This is a genomic window from Rhizobium indigoferae, assembly GCF_034554815.1.
Classification (GTDB): Bacteria; Pseudomonadota; Alphaproteobacteria; order Rhizobiales; family Rhizobiaceae; genus Rhizobium; species Rhizobium leguminosarum.
This window is the reverse complement of the sequence record NZ_CP140638.1, coordinates 287,582-313,839: the sequence shown is the minus strand read 5'-3', so window position 1 is coordinate 313,839 and position 26,258 is coordinate 287,582. Positions and strand designations below refer to the sequence as shown.

Below are 26,258 nucleotides of genomic sequence, written 5' to 3'. Positions count from 1 at the left end.
TGCTGTATATTTCGTACAATATCACACAAATGAGAGTTTAGCGCTTTATATTTTAAGTATTAGCTCCCTTTAAGCTGTAGTATTTCATCAGTGATTTCGAAAATAGTTCCGAATCACTGAAATTATATAGCGCGTGCCTTGCGGGATTTACATTGTTGATCGCGACAACGATTTCAGAATTTCTCGAGATTTTCATCTGCTGCAGGCTGAACTCGACCGCGCGGCGGCTCGTCTTTCCCCATCTAACGACCGCCAGTGTTCTTTCCGCCAGGGCAGTCAAATGCACGGTATCTGCCGAGGCGAGCACAGGCGCGCTGTCGAAGATGACAATCTGGCCAGCGGCGCCTGCTATCTCGATGATTTCCGCCAAGCCGTTCGAACGGATGCGCCGCTGGAGACTAAATCTTCCGGACGGAATGAAGTCGATACCGCATGGATGGCGGTAGATGATGTCGCGGAGATCGGCCTGGCCATTCAGGAATTCGTTCAGTCCGTACTTTAACCCCGACCTGAAAAACGAATCGAGTCTTCCCCGCCGAAGGTCGCCATCGACCAGCAGCACCGGAATTGCGGCGGCGGCAAGTTCGATAGCCAGCGATCTCGCGACCAGCGACTTGCCTTCTCCGCTGTGGGCCGAGGTAACGACGATACTGCTCGGCGACTTGCCGCCATTGGACTGCTTGAGTGAAAGCACCACGGTACGGATTGCTTCGTCAAACATCGGGACCGGCATATGTTCGAACATCGTTTTCGAATTTTCCCACCGCGCCAGACGCGGGATAAGTCCAGCCGGTATCGTGCGCGCCATTGCAGTTACTTGGTCGAAACTCCGGACGGTCCGGTCCGACATCTCGATCACGAAAGCAGCCGTTACGGCTCCCGAGATTGCAGCCAGGAGGGCGCCTACCAGATAGAAAAGCCGTCCACGTCCCTGCGGCGCGAGCGGCACTGTAGCCGGTGATAAAACTTCCAATTCCGCCCCCGGCAGCATGGCCTTCGCGGCGAGGTCACGGCGCTGGTTCTCAAGCTTGTCGAGTGCCGTTTGTTCCTTTTCGGCGATTTTCTGCAGTCGCAACAACTCCGTCTGCACCAGCGCATCGCGAATGCGTTTTTCTTGAGCAACAACCAGCCGGGATTGTACTCCTTCAGCTTCATGATCAAGTGCGGTGAGCTTCGCGCGCATTGTCTGGAGATATTGCTTGGTCGCAAGGTCGAGATCGGCACGGGATTTTTCGATCTCGCCACGTAAATCCACCACGGCGTCGGCATTGCCGTCATATGTCTCAAGAAGACGGGCGAGGTCCTGCTCCTGTCCGCGAAGATCGCGTTGCTTTATGGCAATGCTATCGGGGACGACGATATTCTGTGCTACGACCGAAGCTTTATCCGCTGCTTCCAGCGCCGATATCACCCCCTCTACCTCAACGCGGCTTTCTTCGATTTTCCCTTCCCGGCCAGTGAGCTCTAGAAATGACTTGATCCGTTCCTCCTGAGCGTCCTCTTTCGAGACGACGTCCATCGATTCTTGGTATTTGCGGGCAGCGTCGCGAGAAATGTCCGCGCGAGCCTGCTGTTCGGTGATGCGCTGTCGGATCCATTCTCCCGCTGTCTCGAGGCGGGCATCGACACTGCCCTTCCGTTCATCGAGGTAAATGCTGATGATCCGGTTCGGAACTGCGGCTGCCAGTAGAGGATCAGTCGAATTGAAGCTGATCTGGACAACGTCACTCTTATCTTCATGCCACACGCCGAGCGCCCTGAAATATTCCGGGATGATGGCGTTGATGTTGTCCCGATCAGGCGGGGTGGTTTTTTTTGTGTCGAACAGGCCACGCAACGTGGCCCGGACCCTTTCAAAGAACGAGATCTCCCGCAGCGCAGGATTGAATTCCTCCCGCACTTCAAGATGCAGTTCGCGGACAACACGCTCTGCGATGCTTCTGGATCGAAGCCGTTCAGTCTCCGATTTCGCGTCAAGCAGATCACTGTGGCCGGCATCGTCCGTATCAAGTGATGTTGCGAGGGGCTGGTGGACAATTAACCGGGCCCAGCCCTGGTAGGTGGGCTCCAACCCAAAGATCATAATCGCCGCGGGCGCCATGAACAGAATGGTTATCGCGATGATCATGATCATTCTTCGCCGGACGAGACGGAAGACGGATCCCAGATCCAAGTTGTCCGCCTTGGTCTCCACCTGAAAGCGAGGGTCGTAGCGCATCGGCGAGATGGGAAGGTTGCGGTCCGGCGGAACAGTGGAAATCGTCATTGTGCGCCAACCATTGCTTGAGGTTTCGCGGAAACGGTTTCGTAAAGTTTCTCGAGCGACCGCATATAGGCCCTCATGCTGAAATGGTTGAGATAATGTGTGCGCCCCTGGACCGAGAGGCGGATGCAGATTTCTGGATCGGACACCAGCTTCGCCAGGGCTGCAGCCAGGGCATCCTGGTCTCCGACTGGGACGAAGATGCCGGTTTCGCCGTCGGTAATGACTTCGTCATGCGCCCCGACACGCGTGGTGACGACGGCGAGACCGTGGGACAGCCCTTCGAGCACGGCCATTGCCAGACCTTCGGCGTGCGAAGGCAGGACCAGTATATCTGCACGCGCACACAGGGCTCGCGCCTCACCGGCGTCAAGCCAGCCGGGCATTTCTACCAGATTTGCAAGCGCCATGGCGTCAGCCTGACGGCGATAATCCTCAACAGGTCCGTCGCCTGCAAGTACAGCCCGCCACTGGAGTTCTTTCATGACCGGGTGGCTCAGCGCCAACAGAAGCTCTCTGACCCCCTTGCGTTCACTCAACCGGCCAAGGAATACGATCAACGGTATCTGACCGACGCGAATATCGTGCGACCCAGGGTCGGGGACGCAATTATGGGCAACGACCGTGCGGTGCTCGTCAACGCCCAGAAGTGTCGTCAGCGTCATGCGATCGCGCTGGCCGAGCGCCACAACGCAATCGGCATTTTGAAACATCCGACGTATGAGCCGTTGTTGGCGCGGCGAGCGTTGCGCAAAGTCGCCGGCATAGTCGTAATCATGCAGGTGCAATATGTGGCAACACCCGAGCAAACGGGCAGCCTCGGTCAGGATCAGTTTTCGGGAGGTGCTGCCGCGGCCGGCGATATGGATATGGTGAATGCGAGCGGGCGCAACAATCCGGTCCTTTGCCATCGTCAGGATGGCGGCGAGCAGGCGTGCGGGTGATGCCACCTTGGACCATCGAGCCCCTCTGGTATCGGTGACGAAATGTTGCGTTCCGGTCTCTTTCGCGGTCTCTGTTATATAGCCGATCAGCCTGCCGATTCCGCCGCCGTTCTCGCAGCCGCCCGGAACATAGTGGCGGACGCTAGCCGCGTTCCGTGCTGCCATTCGACTTCTGTCCGTGAGGGCCTCCATCAGCATGACCCGACCACCTCCCGATAAACAGCCGCGGCTTGAGCGCCGACCCGTTCAGGCGAATTCGGTCCTTGTGCCCATTCGAGCGCATTGGCACCGAAATTGTTTCTAAGCTCGCCGTTGTCTGCCAATGTCCTGATTGCTGCCGCGAGTTCTTTGGCATCTCCGGGAGAGACCACCATTCCCAGCCCGTTGGGCTGAACGGTGCCTCGCAACTCGCCGACATCCGTAACGATGACCGGTTTGCCAAATGCGGCCGCAAGGTTGAGCACACCGCTTTGGGATGCTTCCGTATAGGGAAGCACGACGATGTCGGTGTCCAGGAAAAGCTGGGCGACCTCTGCATCCTCGATGAAACGATTGCGAATGTCGTAGCGGCCGACATCCCCCATGAGCGGCTGGAAGATAAGCGGATTGTCGCCACGTCCTGCGACCGTGATGCGCAGGTTGGGAAGTGCGTCCTTGAGCATCGCCTCGGCCCGGACCAGATGTTCCAGGCCTTTGTAGGCAAAAATCCGTCCGAAGAGCAGGACGCGTATAGTTCCATCCGCTTGGCGCGGCACCATCTTCTGTCGCCGGGCGAGCTCTGCATAACGAAGGATGGAGGGATGCGACAGAACATGGACACAGTCCGGCGATTTTGAATATCGATCGACGGCCAGCCGCTTCAGTCCCTCACCGTGGACAACAAGATGTCCCGATTGCTTCACCATCAATTCGGGGGCCCAGCCGGGCAGCGTACGCGTATCGGAGTCGCCGGGATGGATTTCCACGTCATGAACGGTCGTCACAAGCGGGATCGGGCGCCAGAATGGCGCGGCGAGGTTCAGCCAAAGTGTCGAATTGCTAAGGAGATGGATGAGGTTCGGCCGCTCCCGCCGGATCAGATGCGTAAGCTGGTACAGAAACCAGGGATTGGAGACAGAACGGTGTCTTGGCCAGTCCAGAAGGTGCAGATCGACAGCTGGATCGATGGAAGAGGCGAGATGTGCGTAGCGCCGGCGCGGCACGGCAAGCACAACGTCAAGGTGTTGGGCAACGCCGCTGGCAAACGCGATGGTATAATCTTCCAGTTCGGACACCAATAGCAGCGCCTTCATTCCGCTGCCTCCGACAAGCCGGCGCCCAGACCGAGCCGTGACAGGCCGTGTGCCGAGCGCAAACTATCGCGCGCCCGCCTGAGCAGGTTCGGTTCGCCGGCAAAGAAGAGGCCTTCGACGGCAAGCTTGAACCGGGTGCGTGCATCGGCTCCCTGCAGCTTTGCCGACGCGACGCGATAGGGATAGTGATCCGTCAGATGTAGTCTTGCCGGCAGCTTATGGGCTGAGAGAAACAGGTTCGTTGCCTCAACGGTTTGCTGCCAGTGCGTCATCCGCTTCCTTAGTGTGGTCGCATCTTCGGTCGAGCGATACCAGTTGTTATTGTGGATGCGGTAGAACCCAAGCGGATCCGACATGGCAATGACGTCCCCCAGAAACGGATAGATCCCCACGAGCCAGGCATCGGCTGATATGCGGAACTGTTCGGGAATGCTGCCCGCTGCATTCCATGCGCTACGTCGTACCGCGATGGCTGACGTCATCGGAAACGGCCACCAGCCAGCCGATCTTGTGAGTAGAGGCGACAAAGCGCCCGAACACAGGCTTCGAGGGATCGGTTTGGAAGTCGGCGTGCCATCGACAAGGGTTGGCTGCAGTCGGTGATAGACGAGCGATGCGTGAGGGTTTGCGCGGAACGCTGCAGCCGTTGCCGACAGCTTGCTCGGCGCCCACCAATCGTCGGCATCCAGAAAACAAAGGATCTCGCCCGCGCTTTCGCGCACAGCGGTATTGATTGCGGCGGCCTGTCCTGCGTTTTCCTGAAAGATCACCTTCACACGGCTGCCATACACCTCCAGAACAGACCGCGACTGGTCGGTAGAGCCGTCATCGACGACGATTATCTCTACGTTGTGCGCGTCCTGGTTCAACACGCTGTCTATCGCCCGCCCGACGAAGCGAGCGTAGTTGTAATTATTGATGAGGACACTGAGGGCTGGCTGCTCCATGACGCGTTCTCAGGCGGATTGCGGCGTTGCACCGCTATACAGCAGCGCAAAGTTGCTTAAGACGTCGCCCCTGACGCGGCCATCGAGGTTTGGAGCCTCGGGGATGGTGATATCCAAAGTCCCTTGTCGGCCGGACAGCATCTCGCGCAGGGCCGATGAGATCGCCACGCCGAGTGGGGCGCCCGTCGTGTTGCATAGAGAACTAGGATCATGACGCAAAAACATAGAAATCCTAAACCTTCCAGGCTTCGACTGCAGAGAGAGCCTCTGTCAGAATTGTTGCCTCATGCCAGCGGAACCGCGGCTTACCCACCACGCTTCACAAGACGATCGTTGCCACGGTACCGGTGAACCGACATGCGCAACATCTGCTCTTAAGGGCAATCCGGTGACATGAAGACCCGTCTTTTGGCTAAACACCGGCTGAAGTCTTACGCACACCATAGTCTTTAGGTGGAGCGAAGGTGCATTAGGCGTAGCCCGCCCTTCACTAGGACAGGTTGACTGCGGATGTGGCTGAATGGTTGCTTGGGAGCAGTGCAGCACGAATGCCGACACCTGTTTTTTGATCTGCCGCGATCAACAGTCGCTTGTGTTTCAAGTCAGTCGGGACGGATAATGAGAGTAGATAGCCTCGGAACTGCCAGCGGACCAACCATCAGTTGGCGGGTCATCGAATGCTGGGGCGCCAGCATATCCATTTTTCTTCAGGCAGGCGCCTTTCTGCCACTCATCCTGTCAGATGCGGACGGAACGCTCAGCGAATCTGCCAAATCCATGCTGCGTCTTCCTTGCTTTCCTGTGTATGCATTTACAATCGTGATCCTGATACGCAATTTTCCGCAATTTCTAACGGCGCTCAGGCGAAATCTGATTGTTCCCCTGATCCTTGTCCTGCCGTTTTTGTCTACCCTGTGGTCAATAGCACCTCCAACGACCTTGAGGCGCGCCATCGGCCTTTTGTTTTGTGTACTTCTTTCCTACGTTCTGGCGATACGGTTCACGCCAAGGCAGCTGCTGTTCCTGTTATTTGTGACCCTGGGAACCTGTAGCGTCCTCAGTGTGGTTATCTCCTTGGTGTCACCAGCCCTCGCCAGTATGCCGGATGGTGCTATGCGGGGCGTCTTCATTCACAAGAACGTCCTGGGCTGGTACGCAGCTCTGACGATCCTGGTCGCGACGGCCGTGCTGATCGACGGGACGCTCGGCCTGCGGCGAACCGCGTTCATCGTATTGGCCGCGGGTGTGATTTGCCTTGCAAGCTCCGGATCAATGACCGCGATCATTGCAACGTCAGTGGCCTATTGCCTAATCGGCTTTTATTCCCTCCTGCAAAGAAGCAGCAGCATTGGCCGCGTCGTCATCGTCCTGTTTTTCATTCAGCTGTCTCTCGGCATTCTGATTTCGCTTCACGAATTCCTGGTTCCGGCCCTTGAAGCGCTCGGCAAGGACGCGACTTTGACGGGTCGGGTGCCATTGTGGGAACTGGTTGATCGCGAAATATCCGATCGTTGGTTTCTTGGTTATGGCTACCAGGCCTTCTGGACAACCGCGAACCCGGAAGCGACGCACATGTGGTTAAAGCTCGGATGGCCGGCGCCCCACGCGCATAATGGATACCGCGATATCTTGTTAAGCTTTGGAATAACGGGAATGATTCCGTTTGTTCTGATGCTTCCCCAGGCAATCCGCCGGGGCGCGGTCCTTCACTGTCACGATACGCAGTACGGGTGGCTCTGGCTCAACGTCCTAACAATCATGATTCTGGTGATGAATCTGACCGAGAGTATTTTTTTCGTTCAGAATGATGCCATCTTCATCCTGTTTACCGCAGCCATCATCATGTTTTCGCTGTACGCGCCCGTCGTTTCGCTCAGCCGTTCGCCACCTCGGCAGGCGCCCTCGCGTGGCGTTGCGAGCGGGTTGCAGATATCATGAGGCGGCATTTTGGACTGATCCTGAGCATTTTGCCTGTCATGCTCTATCCGCAGTCCGGCAATCCGGCTCCAGTAGGGACAGAGATAGATGCGCCCGAGCGCTTGCAGATGCTCGTCAGGGAGGCCACTTGCGCGGAAGCTTCCGCGACTTTGTCGCCCGAGTTGAATGGGACTTCTTTAACCGACGTATTGAGCAGCAGCACGGGGCCGCGGACGATATTTTACGTTTCTCCCGATGGCAAAGACACCTGGAGCGGCCTTCTTCCGACGGCAAATCAGCAGGGTGACGATGGCCCTTTCGCCAGCATTGAAAGAGCCCGTGATGCTGCCCGCGCGAAGGGCGGCACCAACGCAATCGCGCTTGGTAGAGGCGATTACTACCTCACTCAGCCGATCGTCTTTGACGCCCGCGATACGGGCTTGATCCTCACGGCAAGATGCAAAGAAGTGCCGATTTTGCATGGCGGACGACACGTGCGCAACTGGGCGCAACAGGCTGATGGTCGCTGGACGGCGCCACTGAAATTGCCACCGGATGAAGTGGTCGGCGACCTTTTCGTCAATGGGATGCGCCAAACTCGGGCTCGTTTCCCCAACGCTCCCGCTGATGGTGATCCACGCAAGGGATGGTTGTTTGCCGCAAAGTGCAATCCTGCCATCGACATGTGGGAAGGAAACACGCGCTTTTGTTTCCATGCCGGCGATCTTCCGGCAGTGGATGATACAAGTGGACTGGTCGTGGACATCGTTGGAGGCTATCAACCCGGAAGCCAGTGGGGCAATGATACGCTCCCAGTTGTATCCATCGATTCGGCCCGCCGGACTGTCAATACGAAAGGCACCGGTTATTTCTTTACAGCAGAAGGCAGCCGCTATTTCCTGACCGGAGCCAAGGCCTTGCTCGATGCCCCCGGAGAGTGGTGGTACGACCTTGCCGCGGGCGAGCTCCATTACATCCCTGTCGATCAATCGTTACCCAATTCCGTAGTCGTCGCCGGCATTCTGCCGACATTCTTCAAGTTGGATGGGGCCAATGGGATGGTCGTATCAGGGCTCGAGTTTAGAGATGGAGCTCCGGAAGGCAGCGGCAAATTCTATACGGAAACCAGAGGATTTGGCGCCATACGGATCGAACACGCTGATGGCGTCAAGATTCTCGGCAACAGCATCGAAAATGTCGGCGTCGGGGTCCATGTGACGGAAAGCAAGGATGCGTTGATTGCCGGCAATGTGATTGCGGATGTGGCTGGCAACGGGATTTACGTCGGCACAAATTATGGCACATTCGGCAAGTCAAACGGCTCCAGGATCCTTTCAAACCATATCCATGACATCGGAAAGGTTTACATTGAAACCGCCGGAATATGGTTTCAGGCGGCTGACAATGTCAGGATCGCCGACAACCTGATCGAAAACACGGCGCAGTTCGGAATCGCCGGCGGCTCGCTGTGGGGTTCTAACGACGCCGTCTATAACGCTGTCATCGAGCATAACGAGATCCGTAACGCCAATCAGCGGACGGCAGATGGCGGCGCCATCAAGATGATGGGCGAGCAGGCTGACCCTCTCAACAGCATCATCCGCTCCAATCTGGTGACGGGGACTGGTCATCTCATGAACAGGGTCGATGGGACGTTCTGGCCTCCCGGATATGAGAATACCAGCGAATGGCCGTCTCCTATCAGCTGGGCGATCTATACGGATGGGAAGGCGAGCGGACTGCGTATCGAGGGAAATACGCTCTCGGGCAACGTCGCGGCGATCGGTATCAACGGCGGTTGGAGCAACCTGGTGGCGGGAAACGTCATCACACACGGATCGGGCGCGGCTTTTCGCGTTGATGAGGGTACCGGCAAGGGTTGGCGTCCGCCATGGGCACGCCCTAATCGCATTGAGGAGAATATTGTATCGGTTGACAGTGACGGCGGCGTTGTAGCGTATGTCAACGCTCCCGATCTTGGGCTCGGATTTGTGCAATTTGCGCGCAATCGCTACAGCGGCAACTTGAACGACAAGAGCTTCAGGATACATCCGCAGATCATGCGTTGGGGGGAATTTGGCAGTCTACGAGATCTTCAGAAGGCTGGCGAGGACACCGGAAGCGTAGTCGCGCCGCCCGAGTAACAATAGGCGCCGCGACGAGGGGTGTTCTGCTGCGATAGTCCGCAGCTATGGCGAATTATAACCCCCTTCACTCATGGCGCGCACGCGCTGCTGGTAACCGCCGCAGCCAGGACGAGATGAGCGTGGCGAGCCGATTTCAAAGCGACATTCAAACCCTTGCCCAACTCGCATCTTGCGCGAGGCTCGCAGGCATAGGCGATACAGGCATGCATCAAAATGCGATTGGAGCCTTCCTCGGCATAGGAATGGGTCCACGCGTCAGGCGGACCAAAGGTCATGAAAACTGCGACGCGGTGGGGGGTGCCGAGCCGTCGAATGATCGATCGCGTCAAGGTGAAGGCCCTTTACCGTCCAGGCGAAGCCGCGGCCAGATCCGTTCGAAGATCGTGCTAGGCTCAAGCGTTCCACCTGCTCAGGGGTCAGGAATTCGCTGATGACTATATGGCCCATAGCCGTTGGAACTTAGATCGTTCCGCAGCTGGTTGGTTCTGTCGGACATCTCTGAACGCTCGCCAGCCGGGGCCCTCATCTCGCCTATTGGGTTGATCATGTCTCTCTCCCCGGCTTTGTTCGCGCTCAAACTCACCAGCTTTGTCGCACGAGAGTGAATAGCTTCTGCGGCTCTGCGCGGGTCGAAGCGCTATTTCGGGCCAACGGTCATCAAAAAGAGCAACATGGTAAGCGGTGGGGTACATAGACTTACTTCGAATATTGTACGTCATCGTAGCATAAGACGTAAATATGAAATCTCTTCTACGTCCAATAGCTGGAGCGGCAAGTATGGAGGCAATCGGCCTGCCGGGATATTCTGATGACAGTTTCGATCGCGAAAGCGTAGGTCATGGGAAAGCAAACAGCAGGCAGCAGCCAAACTTCAGTTCTTCGTCCAAAGGGCTCCTTAGGGTGGGCGAATGTCCTTGGGGTTCGCATTTCGGCAGTCAATCTCAAAAGCGCGACGGGATTTATTCAAAAAGCGATCGAAGACGGCAGGAAGGAATATGTGTGCGTTCGCGACGCACACGGCATCGTCCGCTGTCAAGATGATCCCGAGCTCCGGTCGATACATAACCGGGCGTTCCTCGTAACCCCCGACGGCATGCCGCTTGTTTGGGCGCTGAGACATGCTGGTCATGTGGAAAGCGACAGGGTCTATGGACCGGATCTCATGTTATCCGTTTTCGATGCCGGCAGCTCCAAGGGCTTGCGCCACTTCCTTTATGGTGCAACGGCCGAAACGCTCGAACAACTGCAGGCGCGCCTTCTCGCAAAATTTCCGCAAGCACGGATCGTCGGCTCCTATGCGCCGCCTTTTCGCAAACTGTCGACGCAGGAGGAAACGGATATTGCCGACCGGCTCAATCGGTCGGGCGCCGATATCATCTGGGTCGGGCTGAGCAGCCCCAAGCAGGAACTCTGGATGGCGCGCATGCGCGATAGTCTGGAAGCATCGATGCTCATCGGTGTCGGAGCCGCATTCGATTTCCACGCGGGCCTCAAGCGGCAGGCTCCAAGGTTCATTCAAAGAAGCGGCTTCGAATGGGCGTTTCGTCTTTTATGCGAGCCGCGACGGCTGTGGCGGCGCTATGCGCTCGTCGTGCCGACCTTCATCTCACTGACGGCATTCCAGAGACTGGGGCTTCGGAAGTTTCCGATCGAAGACGCGGTTTTTGGATCAAGCGCGCCAAAAGCAGCAGCTGCAAAGGTGTAAAGCCATCATGTCCTTATTTGCGTCGCCAGCAATGACTCCGGGTCCGTCGAAGGCAGCCAAATCAAATGATATGGCGGCGCGGGCGCTTGCGGCAGGTTCCGTGCCCCCCATAGCGGCTAAGACCGCCGATCCCTTTGACCGGACAGGGCTGAATATGCTCGTCGCAATACGGCGTCGGCTTCCTCGGCTTGCAACCTCGTCCTTCCTGGTCGTCGGCGACATTGCAAGCTATTTGGTTGCCTATTTTGTTGTCCTGTCCTTTTTCCCCAGTGGTTTGGAAGGCACGATGGCGGAGCGTACGTTCACGATCGCAGCACTCGCCGCGATTATTCTTTACGCATCGGCCGGCCTCTATCCTGGATATCGGCTGCATGACCACGAACATCTGCGGCGGCGCACCGTAGCTGCCGTCAAGGTGGCTGTCCTGGCGGCGTTTGGAGCAATTATCCTGCCGGAGGGGGAACGACTGCTGCTTGCCGTCATTGGATTCCTCGCTCTCGGGCTGATTGTTCAGCCATTTGTGCATTGGCTTGCACGGGGCCTGTGCTGGAAACTTGGACGTTGGGGGGAGCGCGCGGTTGTCATAGGGGGGTGCAACCTTACTCCCGCTCTCGTGGCCCATTTCAATAACCACTGGCAGTATGGCATCAGGCCGGAGGCCATTTCCCCCGATAGTTTGGAGGCATTGCCCGATGGCGGGCCATCCATTGCCGTGATTGCGGGCGACACAGGCGCGTTTGCACCCGATTTGGCGGCGATGCGTCGGAAGTTCGCCGAAGTCATTTTGCTGTCCGACACGCCGAGCCTCAAGGTAAGCGGATTGCGACCTGCGGATGTCGGCGGAGAAATCGGTATTCGCCTTACCACCAGTGGGAGTTCAGTGAACTCGGACCTGGTTCGCCGGATCCTCGATCTCACAATCGCCATCCCTGCATCGATCGTGGTCGCCCCATTCATCGCGTTTGCAGCGGCCGCAATCTATGCCATCGATCCAGGCCCCGTCTTCTTCCGGCACACCAGGGAGGGGCGGTCCGGCAAGCCGGTGCACGTCCTGAAATTGAGGACGATGTATCAGGATGCAGAGCAGCGCCTTGAAGCCGTCTTCCGAGATGACCCTAACATGCGCGCCGAGTGGTTGAGCCACTTCAAGCTCAAGGACGATCCGCGCGTCCTTCCGGTTATAGGACATATGCTGCGCTCTTCGAGCATCGACGAGTTGCCGCAATTGGCAAACATCATTGCGGGGCAGATGGCCATCGTCGGACCGCGTCCGTTTCCAGAATATCACCTTTCAGCGATGGATAGCGAATTCCGTGACAAGCGGCGTTCGGTAACACCGGGGCTAACGGGCCTCTGGCAGATATCCGAACGAAGCAATGCGGATATCGAACTGCAGCAGCAACTCGACGAGTTCTACATCGACAACCGGTCCCTATGGTTGGACTGCCAAATTCTTCTCAGCACAATCCCTGCGGTCTTCAAGCGCAGGGGAGCCTACTGACCATCCTCGCTTCCGCGGGGCAACCATCAACAACGGAGCATACCAATGCACGGACAAAAGCGAATTATGGTAACCGGCGGCACCGGGTTTCTGGGATCATTCCTATGCGAAAGGCTTTTGCGAGAGGGCAACGAAGTCCTCTGCGTGGACAATTACTACACCGGTTCGCGCGACAATGTGCTGCATCTTCTTGATGATCCTCGCTTCGAGGTGCTCCGCCATGACATTACCTTCCCGCTCTATGTGGAGGTCGACGAGATCTACAACCTCGCCTGTCCGGCATCTCCGGTTCACTATCAGCACGACCCCGTGCAGACCGTGAAGACCAATGTGCATGGGGCCATCAATATGCTCGGCTTGGCAAAACGCACCAGGGCGAAGATCTTCCAGGCATCCACGAGCGAAGTTTATGGCGATCCGGCAGTCCATCCTCAGCCCGAGGAGTATCGAGGCAGCGTCAATCCCATCGGGCCGCGGGCATGTTATGACGAAGGCAAGCGGTGTGCCGAAACATTGTTCTTCGATTACCATCGTCAATACGGCGTGGAAATCCGCGTGGCGCGGATCTTCAATACTTACGGGCCGCGCATGCAAACCAATGACGGCCGCGTTGTCTCCAATTTCATCGTTCAGGCGCTTCAAAACGAGCCGATCACCATCTTCGGCAACGGCACGCAAACGCGCTCCTTCTGCTATGTAGATGATCTGATTGAGGGCTTCATCCGCCTGATGGGCACGCCGGCCGGCGTTACGGGCCCGATCAATCTCGGTAATCCGGGAGAATTCCAGGTCCGGGAACTAGCCGAAATGGTCATCGAGATGACGGGATCGAAATCAAGCATCGTTTACAAGCCTCTGCCGATTGACGATCCGACGCAGCGCAAACCCGACATCAGCCGTGCAAAGCAGGAACTGGGCTGGCAGCCGACAGTGAACCTGCGACAGGGGCTCGAGAAAACGATCGCGTATTTCGAGTGGAAGCTTTCTGGCGGAGCCAAGAGCACACTTGGCGTCCAGTCCTCGCGAACGGCCTATACCCATCTGCCTACCCCGGCCGTCGGCCTTCCCGTTCAGGAAGCCGTATCGATCGGGCCGTAAACAGCAACGCCGATCATTGCAAGGCGAAGCTCGTGTTCTTTCGATGGGATGGTGCTGAAACATGAATGTGCATAGCATACGAACAGGAGCCGCGCCTGCGGGTGCAAAACAGCGGTTGGGGCCCATCGTCTTTGCGGTCGATGCGGCCTACGCCGTCCCCTTGGCGACCGCCCTTAGATCGATCGCCGAGAATAACCGAAGCGCATGGCCCTTGAATATCCATGTCATTCATGAGGGAATAGGCGAAGAAACAAAGCGACTGATCTTTGAATCCCTGCCCGCAAATTCTGCAGTCATTCAGTGGCATCCCATCGCTACATTGTCCTTCGCAAGCGGATTTTCCACTCGCCCTGGCGTTTCGAGGATGACCTTCGCAAGAATCCTTCTGCCGCAATTCCTTCCGCAGACCTGCAACCGGGCTCTGTATCTGGATGGCGACATTCTGGTCCTAACTGCGCTTGAACAGTTGTGGAATATCGACCTCGGCGAGGCGGTGGTCGGCGCCGTACCGGATTACTGGCTGGACAATGGTGTGAGCAATGGACCAGGTGCAACAGGCGGTCCTCGGGTCAAACGTTATTTCAACGCCGGCATTCTTCTTATCGACCTTGAAAAATGGCGAAACGAGCGAATAACGGAACGATCGCTGGACTATCTCGACCGCTTTCCGGCGACGGAATATTCGGATCAGGACGCCCTTAACGTTGCCTGCGACGGAAAGTGGAAGATCCTGGACCGCGCCTGGAATTTTCAGTTCGAGCCAACGCAGGCGATCGCCCGCATCGCGCTCGAGCAGAAGCTCGCCATCGTTCATTTCGTGACCAACGTGAAGCCCTGGAAATCGGGAAGCTTGAGCCCGAACGTCGCCTTCTACGATACGTTTCGGTCCCGGACCCGTTTTGCACTTAGCCGGTGGGAGCGCGTTCGAAGTGGCCTGAAGCGTGCGGGCTCGCGGCTGCTTGCCCGATCCGTCTTGTTGAGAGCGGCATGGTCCTGCACGAAATCGGCTATGCGGGCGCAGGCATCAACGTCGCGCCGATAATCCGGGAGCGGCGAACGCGTAAGAGCGAAACGAAGCCGAGTTCGGGTTGCATGAAATGCTTCGAACGAACGATTGCCTGCGGAGGAACAAGTTTGCAACGCGTTGATGTCGTCATTCCCTGCTACAACTACGCTCATTTCCTTGAGGAATGTGTTGGAAGTGTTCTTTCACAAGCAGGCGTCGATGTGCGCGTGCTTATTCTGGATGACTGCTCGCCAGACAATACGCCGGAAGTCGGAACGGCTCTGGCATCCCGCGACAAACGGGTCACCTATCGGCGGCACACGGCAAACAAGGGCCATATCGCCACCTATAATGGGGGAATCGAGTGGGCGGGCGGCGACTTGTTCCTGCTTCTCTCTGCGGATGATTATCTCTTGCCAGGCGCGCTGGTTCGCGCTTCGGAGCTGATGCGCAATCATCCGCATGTGGGGTTTACGTTCGGGAACGCGCTCATAGCTGAGCCGAGTGGCGTCAGTAAGCGCGTCGATCCTCTCGGCGACAATGGTGTGCCTCCCATGCAAGTCTTGTCCGGTCCGCAATTCATACGGTTGAGTGGAGCAACCAATCTGGTTCCGACACCGACAGCCGTCGTGAGAACGACGCTGCAAAAACAGGTCGGCGGCTATAATGAGGAACTGCCGCATGCCGGTGATATGGAGATGTGGCTCCGGCTCGCATCACATGCTGGAGTGGGCTACATTAACCAAGACCAAGCAGTATACCGCAGACATGCTTCGAACATGTCGCTACAATACTATGGACAAAGTATCCTTCCTGACCTCCGGCAAAGAAGACAGGCTTTCGATATTCTATTTCGCCAAGGCGCGGAAAGCCTTCGGAAAGATGAGAAACTAAGACGTTTTCTTGCCAAGGATCTTGGGAAAGAGGCGCTTCGGCTGGCCGGCATGGCATTCAATAATTTCGATGTTCCCACGGCCGTGGCTATTCAGCGCTTTGCTCTCGAGGTTTCTCCCGAAGTGCGAAATTCACTGCCCTGGATCAAGTTGGTGTGCAAGCAAACAATCGGGCCAAAGTGCTGGTACGCCTTGAATTCTATCGGGCGAGGAGTTGCCGGATAAATAGGCAGGACCGGGCCGGGTTAGTTCATCGGCAAGTACGCAAACAACAGTCGGGTGGTTGAGCGCTCGATCGCTATTCATGCCAAAATCGCGGGCCAAGATCGTGGGGGACGTGATGGAGGCGCCCCGGAATCAAAAGACCCGGTGACGCATTCGCGCCACCGGGGGATTTGAGCAAGACCGTGGTTCCAAGATACGAAAAGATTTGCCCCAACGGTTGATCAGCACAACGCCTTATTCAAGCTCACGCCGAAATACTGGTTTGGCACAAGTCGTTGAGCTTGAATACGACTTCCGTCCTATTCGTTGCCTTGACCTTTTTCATAATATTGCGAACGTGCACCTTTACAGTACTTTCTCGAAGATTGAGCTCATAAGCGATAATTTTATTCGCCTTTCCGCGTCGCAGCGCCTCCACGACTTCGACCTGACGATCCGTGAATATGCCGGCTAGCGGGCGCGCGGTAGAATTGCTCGAGTCCAGCAAGTGACGCATGGCGAACAGGGCGCTTGCGGGCACGAAAATTCCGCCTGCCACGGACAGCGCAATCAGCTCCATACATACGCTGACGCTGACTGAGGCGGGTATGAACCCCTTGGCTCCGTACTCAAGCGCCCTAACGATTTGGCCGAAATCGTCGCTATCAGCCAATACGATGAGTGGCGTTGATGCGAATTCGGACGAAAGCTTCCGAATTTGCTCCGAAACTGCCGGTTCATCGATCTTTTTGCCGCCGACGTTCAGAAGGATGGCGGAAAGCGGAGGATATTCGTCGCGCCTCTGCTTCCACTCCTCAATTGATCCAAATGCCAGGATTTGCAAATCCGCCTTCTGGGCAGCCATGCATTGCGCCAGGCATTGCCGATCAAGTTCACGATTGTCGAGAATGACAAGCGAATGCGTCTGTCTTGCCGACACGACAGGTATATTCGAATTGTTCTCCATCTTAAGGGGAAAGGCTACGTTTTCCTGCCTTAGGTCCAAATTCGGTATAAGCGCTGAATTCACAGCTTCACCCTCCCCCTAAACACGTTACGCCACACTACGGCCCGAGTACCAACCCCTCTCATTACGGGGGTTTAGGAAACTCTAAAGTAGGAATCGAATACCACAATTCGCGGAACGTTACAGTAGCTAATATAGGCTAAGTGGCGCACAACTTCTATCGTAAGGCCGAAATATAAAGGAACATCTCAGGTAGACTTATATAATACTATATGGCTGGCAGAATAGTCTGCGTCGTTACACGGCGCCCTGGGAGAGGTCAACTAAACGCATGGAAACAATCGGTGTCTCGGGCGTAGGTCCGGCAAGGCGTGCGGAATATGACCCCGCCACTAATGTCGGTAGACGCATGAACTAGGGCGTAAGTCGTCATAAGTAGATACGCCTTTAGGTGAATAACCTTAAACGTTTTGTTTCTTTACTCGGGTGACGAAAACAATTCTCCTTGAAGTGTAGAGAAATATTAGTCCTGTCGGTGTGAAAACTTGGGCGCAGCCAAGCGATTGTTTGTTTCAACCGAAAGTCTGGGCTTGTTCAGGAGTAGGGGTTTTGCAGGGATGATTGCATCAAACGTCAAGCTGGATGACGGCTGCGTTATCCACCATCGAGATCTTGTGAATCTATACGGCTGCACGATCGGCGCGGGAACGCGCATCGGCACTTTCGTCGAGATTCAGAAGAACGTCATCGTCGGAAAAGACTGCAAGATCTCCAGCCATTCCTTCCTCTGTGAGGGCGTGACGCTGGAAGACGGCGTGTTCATAGGCCACGGGGTCATGTTTACGAACGACACATACCCGCGCGCCGTCAATCTCGATGGCAGCCTGCAGACCGAAGCCGACTGGGCCGTCATCCCTATTCTGGTCAAGCGCCACGCGTCGATTGGCAGCAACGCCACCATTCTGCCTGGCGTCATCATCGGAGAAGCCGCACAGGTCGGCGCCGGCGCTGTTGTAACCAAGGATGTGCCCGACGGCGCCATTGTTGTCGGCGTTCCGGCCAGGATCATCGGTCGTGTTCATGACCGATCAGTCAACATGCAAGCGCTGGGAGAAGTGCAATGATTGGTATCGCCGTTGTTGGATATGGGTACTGGGGTCCGAATCTGGTCCGTAACATTTCGGAAGCGGCCGGCGCGCAGCTCATTTCAGTCTGTGATCTCAATGTCGAACGGTTAGCGGCTGTCAAAAGCCGCTACCCCGCAGTGACGATCACCGATGATTTCGAGGAAGTCCTGCGCGATCCGAGAGTGGATGCCATCGCTATCGCGACGCCGGTCTTCACCCATTTCAAACTCGCGATGCAGGCTATGATGGCCGGAAAGCATGTCTTCGTCGAAAAACCGATGGCTTCGACGACGGACGAAGCCTCGCGGATGGTCGAGGAGGCCGCGCGTAGACGCCTCGTGCTGGCCGTGGATCATACTTTCGTGCATACCGGCGCCGTCCGCAAGATGCGCGAATTGGTCGAAAGCGGCCTCGGCGACATGTATTACTACGACTCGGTTCGGGTCAATCTGGGGCTCTTCCAGCACGATGTCAGCGTCATCTGGGACCTCGCGGTGCATGATCTCTCCATTCTCGACCATGTTGTGCAGGAAAGGCCGGTAGCCGTTTCTGCGACGGGCATGAGCCATGTGCTCGGCGAGCCGGAGAACATCGCCTATCTGACGCTTTTCTTCGAGAGCAAGCTCATCGCACATATCCACGTCAATTGGCTGGCCCCGGTCAAGGTCCGCCGCACGCTGATCGGCGGCAGCAGCAAGATGATCGTCTATGACGATCTGGAGCCCAGCGAAAAGATCAAGGTCTATGACAAGGGCATCACCATGTGCCCCAATTCCGATGCATATGGCGAGAAGGTGCATCAGATGATGGTCGGCTACCGCAGCGGCGACATGTGGGCGCCCAAGCTCGATATGACCGAGGCGTTGAAACGCGAACTGGATCAGTTCGTCGATTGCATTGAGCAAAATTCGCGGCCCATTACGGATGGCCAGGCCGGACTGCGGGTCGTTCGCATCCTTGAAGCCGCAAGCCGGTCGCTCGCCCAGCGCGGCCGTATCATCGAGCTTGAAGAGGCGAGGCTCATCGCATGATCCCGTTCCTGGACCTCAAGGCACAATATCAGTCCATCAAGAGTGAAATCGACGCCGCCGTGCTCGGTGTCCTGGCCTCGGGGCAATACATACTGGGCGAGGAGGTCGCTCGCCTCGAGCAGGAATTCGCGGACTATTGCGACGTCAAACATGCGATAGCCGTCAACACCGGGACGAGTGCCCTGCATCTGTCGCTTCTCGCTGCAGGCGTCGGCCCCGGCGATGAAGTCATCACCGTGCCATTTACCTTCGTCGCGACCGTATCGGCGATCTGCTACGCAGGTGCACGACCGGTATTCGTCGATGTCGAGCCCGTGACGCTGACAATGGATCCGGCTCAACTCGAGGCAAAGATTACAGCCCGAACCAAGGCCATTATTCCCGTCCATCTCTACGGTCAGATGGCCGATATGGACGCGATCAAAGCGATTGCTGACCACTACCGGATACCGGTCATCGAGGACGCCTGCCAGGCGCACGGAGCGCAATACAAAGGCTTGCGCGCCGGCAGTATCGGCACATCCGGCTGCTTCAGCTTCTATCCCGGCAAAAATCTCGGCGCCTGCGGCGAGGGGGGTATCGTCGTCACGAACAGCGACGATCATGCCAAGACCATGCGCATGCTGCGCGACTGGGGTCAGGAACAGCGCTATCACCATCTGCTGAAGGGCTTCAACTACCGCATGGATGCCATTCAAGGTGCGATCCTGCGCATCAAGCTCCGGCATCTCGAAGCCTGGACCGAAGCGCGGCGCGCCCATGGACGCCGCTACTCGTTGCAGCTTGGCGGTTCGGCGAATTTAAGGACGCCTGTCGAAATCACCGACCGGCGCCACGTCTATCACGTCTATGCCATCAGAAGCCGCGATCGTGACCAGCTTCAGCGCGTATTGACCGCGGAGGGCATTCAGTCCGGGCTGCACTATCCGATCCCAGTGCATCTGCAGAAGGCCCATGCCGACCTTGGTTACAAGGCCGGCGATTTCCCAATCTCGGAAGCCGCCGCACGGGAGGTTCTCTCGCTGCCGATCTATCCCGAGATGCCGGCGTGGCACGTCGACCAGGTGGCCGCCGCGCTGGAGAACGCCTATGTCAGCTGATCGTGCGGGCGAGGCCCGAATCGTGCAGGCGGTCCATGGCCGCCATGAAAAGCCGGCGGACCCTGCCTACCAGGCCGGGCTGGCCGAAGAACTCAGGCAGTCATACGGGCGCGCTGGCCTGATTGAGCTCTACGGTCGTTTCGCGGCCGGTGACGGTGTCATCGATACCCTGATGCGAAAAGCCATCTGGCAAGCCATCGCGCGGAGCTGTGGCACAGGATTGCAGGTTGCAGGCGGTGCCGGTTTCAAACATCCCGAGACGTTCGAGATCGGCAATGGGGTCTTCATCGGGGCCCAGGCCTATATCCAGGGTCGCTTCGACGGCCGATGCAAGATCGGCGACAATGTCTGGATCGGGCCGATGGCCTATTTCGACGCTCGCGATCTGGTGATCGAGGATTCCGTCGGGTGGGGACCTGGCGCCAAGGTGCTTGGCTCGACCCACACGGCACTGCCCTTGGATGTGCCGATCATTCGCACGGATCTTGAAATCAAGCCGGTACGCATCTGCGCGGAGGCCGATATCGGAACGAATGCCACCATTCTTCCCGGCGTGACCATCGGGAAGGGGGCGATCGTTGGAGCGGGGGCAGTTGTCGTTTCCGACGTCGAGCCGTTCTCAGTCGCCGCAGGTGTACCTGCGAAATTCATACGTTGGCGTTCGGATAATGATCCGATGACGAACATGTTGCGTGAGGGAAGATCATGAGAGACAAAAGGGTGCTCATTACCGGCGGTGCCGGCCTGATCGGCTCGCATATTGCCGATCTTGTCGCATTGGAAAAACCTCGGGAGATCATCGTCCTCGACAATTTTGTGCGCGGGCGCCGGGACAATCTCAGCTCGGCCATTGCAAGCGCGCCTGTTAAGATCATCGACGGAGATATCCGCGACAGAGCGCTTCTGGCAAAAACCTTCGAAGGCGTCGATATCGTGTTTCATCAGGCCGCCATCCGCATCACGCAATGCGCGGAAGAGCCACGACTGGCTTTCGATGTCCTGGCGGAGGGCACGTTCAACGTTCTCGAATCTGCCGTCAAGGCAGGTGTCTCGAAGGTCGTCGCTGCCTCTTCCGCCTCCGTTCTGGGGCTGGCCGAAAGCTTTCCAACGACAGAAGAGCATCATCCCTACAATAACCGGACGATCTACGGCGCGGCGAAAACATTCAACGAGGGGCTGATGCGCAGCTTTGCGGAGATGTACGGTCTGCGCTATGTCGCGCTGCGTTATTTCAACGTCTATGGGCCGCGCATGGACGTTTACGGCGCCTATACGGAAGTTCTGATCCGTTGGATGGAACGCCTGATGGCCGGCATGCCGCCCCTCATCTATGGGGATGGTAGCCAGACTATGGACTTCGTCGATGCACGCGACATCGCCCGCGCGAACGTTCTGGCCGCCAAAAGCGATGTCACGGACGAAGTGTTCAACGTCGCCAGCGGCAAGGAAATAAGCCTGCTGGAACTCGCGAAGATGCTGAGCGACATTATGGGTTCCTCACTCGAGCCGCAGCACAAAGAGGCCCGCACGGTCAACGGCGTAACCCGTCGCCTTGCCGATATCAGCAAGGCCGAACGGCTCCTCGGCTTCAAGGCGGAGATCTCTATGGAGCAAGGGCTTCGTGATCTCGTTGCCTGGTGGCAAAAGCAGACCGACGCAGGGGGGCAGGCAGCATGAGCTCATCTCAATCCACAATTCCGGTCGCCAAACCGGTCCTCGGGGAGGAAGAGGCTGAGGCTGCCCGCCGCGTTATTCTGTCGGGATGGGTGACGCAGGGGCCGGAAGTCGCGGCTTTCGAGCGTGAATTCGCTGCCTTTGTGGGCGCCGCGCACGCTTGCGCCATGTCCAATTGCACGACCGCGTTGCATCTGGCCCTGAAGGCGGTCGGTGTATCCGCCGGTGATGAAGTCGTCACAGTCAGCCATTCTTTCATCGCGACCGCAAACGCGGTTCGGTACTGCAATGCGGTGCCCGTTTTCGTCGATATCGAAGAAGATGGTTACAACATCGAAGCCAGTCTGATCGAAAAGGCAATCACGCCTCGCACCAGGGCAATTCTCTGCGTGCATCAACTCGGCATGCCTTGCGATCTCCGCGCCATCGTGGAGATCGGCAAGCGCCATCAGATACCGGTCATCGAGGATGCAGCCTGTGCAACGGGAAGCGAAATCCTGTGGGACGGCCGTTGGGAAAAGATCGGCAAAGCGCATGGCGACATTGCCTGCTTCTCTTTCCACCCCAGGAAGGTCGTCACGACAGGCGACGGTGGCATGTTGACGACGGCCAATCCCGAATATGACCGGAAGTTCCGGCTCTGGCGCCAGCATGGCATGAGCGTCACCGATGCCGTTCGTCACGGCTCGAAACAGGTCATCTTCGAAGACTATGACGAGTTGGGTTACAATTACCGGATGACCGATCTTCAGGCGGCCGTCGGACGTGAGCAGTTGCGGCGGCTGCCGGAGCTGGTTGCCCAGCGCAGACGTCTTGCCGAGCAATATTGCGAACGTCTGTCGACAATTGCCGGACTTTCTCTGCCGGTCGAGCCGCGCTGGGCTCGCAGCAACTGGCAGAGCTTCTGCGTGAGATTGCCCGATACGGTCGACCAGCGGGCCGTCATGCAGACCCTGCTCGATCAGGGTATTTCGACCCGGCGTGGTGTGATGAACATTCATCTGGAGAAAGCCTATTCTGGTGAGAGCTCCCATCGCGCTGCCACGAGCCTGATGCGAAGCGTATCTGCGCAGCAGCAAACGATAATCCTGCCGCTTTATGCCCAAATGATGGTGTCTGACATGGACCGGGTTGTTGAGGCACTTCGCGCAGCCCTTGCGGAAGCGACCGTCGGAGCCGCCAGCGTGCAACGTGCCATGGATGCCGCTGTCGCCTGAACCCGCATTTGCCTGACGTAGCAATTTGCATAACGAAACAATGCGCGTATCTCCGGATGCGCGCATTGTTCGTTATGCTGATTTCGTGATCCATCCGCGGATGGTTGCTGGCACGGACTCCGGCGGAAGCAGGTCGATCAGCATGCGCAAGGAATAAAGCCCGCAGAGAGCGACGGCGACGAAGCCAATCACCGTCGCCGTCCACAGCGGCAAAATCGAGAACATCAGGAATACCAGTCCCGATGCGGGCAGGAAAAGCAGCGCGTGTCTGCGATTGGCGGCGGACCAGCGAAAACCGGTCAGCTTCCGCACGATCACATAGATCAGGATACTGTGCCAGACATAGAGGCCAAAAAACGCCATACCGGCTCCTTGCGTACCAAGCAGCGATACGAAGAGCCAGGCAAGCCCCACATGCACGACTGCCGCCGCAACCTCCGTCCAGAAGAAAATCGCCTGGGTACGCTTCGCCACGACGATGAAACCCATCGGCCAGGAAATAATCCGCAGCATCATTCCAAGACAGATCCAGCGCAGAAGATCGACTGCCCCATGAAATTCCGCCGAATAGAACAGGCTCATCATGAGCGGCGCAAGCGTCAAGGTGCCGAGCAGGCCGGGACCAGCGAGCAACATGCTGATTTCCGCCTGTTCATTGACCAGCCGATTGCATTCGGTATTGTTCTCGGCTGCTGCAGTCAGGCGCGGATAAAAATCCGTTCCCATCGCCTGCAGGATGAAGCCGGCATAGAGACCGCCAAGGCCCCAGGCCGCCTGGTACAATCCAGCCGCCATGACGCCACCCTCCTTCAGCACGATGAGCCGGATGGCATAAGCTGCGCCGAAGGTCAGAAGCCCGCTTGCCATGAAGACGAAGCCGAGCCTGAGCAGTGCCGACACTTCCCGACCGAACTGGCGCGCGGGCATTGGCGAAGGATGCGGGCAGATCCGCCGGCTGTACCACCAAGTCGGAAGGATTGAGGCAGCCGCAATCACCACGAGGGACGGTGCGATCGCCTGCAGGCCGAACAGATAGATCAGCGGGATGCTGACAGCTGTGCCGATAATCCCGGCAAGCACGTTGATACGGGCAAGATCGGCAATGCCGCGTAGGCCCTGGATCAATGCAGTCTGCCCTGCAGAGACCAGCCGAAAGAAGATTGCCAGCGACAGCAATGCAATGCCACCGGCATGCTGATAGTCGCCGAAAGTGAAATTTGAGACCGGGAATGCCAACGCGGCAAGAAGGAGCGCACCAAGCAATCCGAGCACTATCGATATGCGTCTCAGCACTGTTGCTGATCGTGCGATCGTTTCCGCGTCATCGGTGCCCGCAGCTTCGGCAATCTGGCGCACGCCACTGCTGCCCACGCCAAGCCCGGCAATCGCCTGCGCGATATCGAGGATCGACCCGTAGAGGCCCATCAGTCCCACGCCTTCCGGCCCGAGCAGAACAGCCATGGCTTTGTTTCTGACAATGCTGAGTGCGACGTTGACGAGCGAAGACCCGCCCATCAACATCGTCGATTTGAGGATCTGGGTGTAGGTCTGGCTGCTGGGTGGGGTCATGCGCAAAGTCATTGGATGCCCCTAGCCGTTTATTCCGTGCTGGCGTTCAATCGCCCGCCGCAGGGTCGATTGCAGCACATGCATTTTGCGGATCACCGGCTTACCTGACTGACATGCGCCTCTGTCTGAACAGGCAGCGCAGCGGCGTCTTCGGACGGCGCATCGGCGCTGTGGGCCCGCCTTACCCTGACCACGTCGCCCGGCGCCAACTCGGTCGTTTCGGAGGCCTGGAATTGATTGACCTGTCCCTTGTCCCGCCGGCTCACGACGAACGTCAGCGGCAGTTCCTCATCGCGGTTATTCGCCCTAGCGCCGTTCGACAGTTCTTCGAGAAGCAGTTGTTGCGTGGTGCCGCGCTTCAATTTGAGCTGATCGAGAGTGGCCTTTTCCGCCTGCACTTCGGAAGCCACCTCGCTACGGCGAGTGTCGGAAAGTCCCTCGAGATTGCGCGTCGTCTCGTTGATCGCCTGGCGGCCCCGCATGATGGCCGTCACGAGGTCGAGCCGGTCGGAGCGATAGGTGGTGAGCAATCGTTCCAGATCCATCTGGCGTGACGTGATCGTGAGGCCCTTCTGGACCAGCGTCCTCACGCTCGTCAGTTGCTCTTCGACCGACCGGATATTGTCATCCGAGCCTTTCAGCTTTTCTTCCAGTGTATCGATTTCCGCCGTCAGGAGATTGCGTAATTCGGCGAGAGCCACCGACTGCTTGTCCAGCGCGTTTGCACGGGCCTGAAAAATGACCCGCTCCTCCTGGTAGATACTCTCGGCATATTGCCGATCGGCAGCCGGCGGCTGATCAAAGACGATTTCCTTCGCGCCGGCCATCTCCGCTTGCAGCCGCGCGAGCTTTGCCGAACTGCGTAGCAGCGAATGGTCGATTTCTCGCAGGTCGCCGGCAAGCTTGATCGTCTCTGATTGCTGCTGTGCCGCAGCCCGAAACGGGCCGCCGCTCATGGCCAGGGATTGCAGGACGCTGAGGCCGGAGTGAAATTTATATTGTCCCGGCGCTGTCACGTCTCCGACGACGTAAATGGACGGATAGTCGAGAACGTCGATGGTCACCGCAGGTGTCTGGGCCAAACCCATCTTTGCCTGAAGGCGCTTGCCAATCTCGTTGGTGAGGCTGGCACTGTCCAGACTTCCAACCGACAGCGACCCCACAAAGGGCAGGGAGACTTCACCTGCATCCGAAACCGTATATTCGCCGCCAATCGCATCCCATCGCTCAAACTGGCCCTTGGACGGCATCCATTGGACGACCGTCAGGCGGATTTTTGTTTGCGGAGCCAAAGGGGCGCTATCGGCGAGAGCCGGCGACACGGCTCCGGCAAGAAAGACGAATGCGCTGATGACAAACGTGGCGCGAAGGAACGGGTGAGGGGCACGGTGCGATAGATTCATTACATGTCTCGCCTTCAAAACATCCTTCAACGGACGCTGGTCCAATGCCTTAAGCGCTGTTCGAACGCCGGACGCTAAGCCCGAAACCAGATCGCTAGTGTGCAGCCTTGCGAAGCCTTGAGGAAGGTGGAGGTCGTTTACTTTGCCTAATCACAATTGATGAGGTGGGGAGAGTGCTTAAGCCTCAATCGAGCAGAAACACATATCTTCGGCGCGACACAGGCCGTCGCCTCGGTGGGCCAGCCTCGAAGAA

20 protein-coding genes are annotated in these 26,258 nt (G+C 57.5%); 13 read left to right on the top strand and 7 right to left on the bottom strand.

The features are described 5' to 3' along the window. Window positions 1-52: 52 nt before the first annotated feature. Genes U5G49_RS33965 through U5G49_RS33950 form a run of 4 tightly spaced genes read right to left on the bottom strand, consistent with a single transcriptional unit; the run spans window position 53 to window position 5,446 of the window. Complete coding sequence (locus tag U5G49_RS33965; RefSeq protein WP_193445167.1) at window positions 53-2,266, bottom strand: GumC family protein; 2,214 nt, start codon at window positions 2,264-2,266, stop codon at window positions 53-55. Next, complete coding sequence (locus U5G49_RS33960; RefSeq protein WP_182564039.1) at window positions 2,263-3,405, bottom strand: glycosyltransferase family 4 protein; 1,143 nt, start codon at window positions 3,403-3,405, stop codon at window positions 2,263-2,265. The genes U5G49_RS33965 and U5G49_RS33960 overlap by 4 nt, the downstream gene beginning before the upstream one ends. Beyond that, window positions 3,399-4,499: a glycosyltransferase family 4 protein gene (locus tag U5G49_RS33955; protein ID WP_112907992.1), complete on the bottom strand. Its 1,101-nt coding sequence runs from the start codon at window positions 4,497-4,499 to the stop codon at window positions 3,399-3,401. Before U5G49_RS33955 ends, U5G49_RS33960 begins: the two co-directional genes overlap by 7 nt. Continuing rightward, entirely contained in the window at window positions 4,496-5,446 is a 951-nt protein-coding gene (locus U5G49_RS33950; protein WP_193445168.1) for a glycosyltransferase family 2 protein, read from the bottom strand. Before U5G49_RS33950 ends, U5G49_RS33955 begins: the two co-directional genes overlap by 4 nt. Before the next feature lie 618 nt (window positions 5,447-6,064). Here U5G49_RS33950 and U5G49_RS33945 point away from each other — a divergent pair. From U5G49_RS33945 to U5G49_RS33915, 7 genes are all read left to right on the top strand, one after another. Next, a complete protein-coding gene (locus tag U5G49_RS33945) occupies window positions 6,065-7,384 on the top strand; it encodes an O-antigen ligase family protein (RefSeq protein ID WP_105010096.1) in 1,320 nt (439 codons plus the stop codon). Next, on the top strand, window positions 7,381-9,507 hold the full coding sequence (locus U5G49_RS33940) for a right-handed parallel beta-helix repeat-containing protein (RefSeq protein WP_193445169.1): 2,127 nt from the start codon (window positions 7,381-7,383) through the stop codon (window positions 9,505-9,507). Before U5G49_RS33945 ends, U5G49_RS33940 begins: the two co-directional genes overlap by 4 nt. A gap of 841 nt (window positions 9,508-10,348) precedes the next feature. After that, window positions 10,349-11,215: a WecB/TagA/CpsF family glycosyltransferase gene (locus U5G49_RS33935; protein WP_113543868.1), complete on the top strand. Its 867-nt coding sequence runs from the start codon at window positions 10,349-10,351 to the stop codon at window positions 11,213-11,215. Window positions 11,216-11,222: 7 nt separating this feature from the next. Next, window positions 11,223-12,716, top strand: a complete 1,494-nt coding sequence (locus U5G49_RS33930) for a sugar transferase (protein WP_193445189.1) — start codon at window positions 11,223-11,225, stop codon at window positions 12,714-12,716. A 45-nt stretch (window positions 12,717-12,761) separates the two neighbouring features. Then, window positions 12,762-13,814: a UDP-glucuronic acid decarboxylase family protein gene (locus U5G49_RS33925; protein ID WP_193445170.1), complete on the top strand. Its 1,053-nt coding sequence runs from the start codon at window positions 12,762-12,764 to the stop codon at window positions 13,812-13,814. 61 nt (window positions 13,815-13,875) lie between these two features. Further along, the gene (locus U5G49_RS33920; protein WP_193445171.1) at window positions 13,876-14,856 is read left to right on the top strand and encodes a glycosyltransferase family 8 protein; all 981 of its coding nucleotides are present in this window, start codon (window positions 13,876-13,878) and stop codon (window positions 14,854-14,856) included. 92 nt (window positions 14,857-14,948) lie between these two features. Next, window positions 14,949-15,938: a glycosyltransferase family 2 protein gene (locus tag U5G49_RS33915; protein ID WP_193445190.1), complete on the top strand. Its 990-nt coding sequence runs from the start codon at window positions 14,949-14,951 to the stop codon at window positions 15,936-15,938. Window positions 15,939-16,182: 244 nt separating this feature from the next. Here the strand turns inward: U5G49_RS33915 and U5G49_RS33910 are convergent, their stop codons facing one another. After that, window positions 16,183-16,947, bottom strand: coding sequence for a response regulator transcription factor (locus tag U5G49_RS33910; RefSeq protein ID WP_112907984.1), 765 nt, complete (start codon window positions 16,945-16,947; stop codon window positions 16,183-16,185). A 554-nt stretch (window positions 16,948-17,501) separates the two neighbouring features. On the opposite strand from U5G49_RS33910, the gene U5G49_RS33905 reads away from it, so the two are divergent. From U5G49_RS33905 to U5G49_RS33880, 6 genes are read left to right on the top strand one after another with little or no spacing between them, the layout of a single operon-like run. Continuing rightward, complete coding sequence (locus tag U5G49_RS33905) at window positions 17,502-18,008, top strand: acyltransferase (RefSeq protein ID WP_018247110.1); 507 nt, start codon at window positions 17,502-17,504, stop codon at window positions 18,006-18,008. Beyond that, window positions 18,005-19,042 (top strand): Gfo/Idh/MocA family protein, encoded by a 1,038-nt coding sequence (locus U5G49_RS33900; protein WP_018247111.1) that lies wholly within the window; start codon window positions 18,005-18,007, stop codon window positions 19,040-19,042. Before U5G49_RS33905 ends, U5G49_RS33900 begins: the two co-directional genes overlap by 4 nt. Continuing rightward, window positions 19,039-20,142 (top strand): DegT/DnrJ/EryC1/StrS family aminotransferase, encoded by a 1,104-nt coding sequence (locus U5G49_RS33895; protein WP_193445172.1) that lies wholly within the window; start codon window positions 19,039-19,041, stop codon window positions 20,140-20,142. Before U5G49_RS33900 ends, U5G49_RS33895 begins: the two co-directional genes overlap by 4 nt. Beyond that, the gene (locus tag U5G49_RS33890; protein WP_113543873.1) at window positions 20,132-20,851 is read left to right on the top strand and encodes an acyltransferase; all 720 of its coding nucleotides are present in this window, start codon (window positions 20,132-20,134) and stop codon (window positions 20,849-20,851) included. The genes U5G49_RS33895 and U5G49_RS33890 overlap by 11 nt, the downstream gene beginning before the upstream one ends. Further along, window positions 20,848-21,819 (top strand): NAD-dependent epimerase/dehydratase family protein, encoded by a 972-nt coding sequence (locus U5G49_RS33885; RefSeq protein ID WP_193445173.1) that lies wholly within the window; start codon window positions 20,848-20,850, stop codon window positions 21,817-21,819. Before U5G49_RS33890 ends, U5G49_RS33885 begins: the two co-directional genes overlap by 4 nt. Further along, window positions 21,816-23,033, top strand: a complete 1,218-nt coding sequence (locus U5G49_RS33880) for a DegT/DnrJ/EryC1/StrS family aminotransferase (RefSeq protein ID WP_193445174.1) — start codon at window positions 21,816-21,818, stop codon at window positions 23,031-23,033. The genes U5G49_RS33885 and U5G49_RS33880 overlap by 4 nt, the downstream gene beginning before the upstream one ends. Before the next feature lie 72 nt (window positions 23,034-23,105). Here the strand turns inward: U5G49_RS33880 and U5G49_RS33875 are convergent, their stop codons facing one another. After that, entirely contained in the window at window positions 23,106-24,614 is a 1,509-nt protein-coding gene (locus tag U5G49_RS33875) for an O-antigen translocase (RefSeq protein WP_193445175.1), read from the bottom strand. An 80-nt stretch (window positions 24,615-24,694) separates the two neighbouring features. Continuing rightward, window positions 24,695-26,005 carry a polysaccharide biosynthesis/export family protein gene (locus tag U5G49_RS33870; protein ID WP_193445176.1) on the bottom strand — a complete coding sequence of 437 codons (1,311 nt, stop codon included), beginning with the start codon at window positions 26,003-26,005 and terminating at the stop codon, window positions 24,695-24,697. Between the last annotated feature and the right edge of the window lie 253 nt (window positions 26,006-26,258).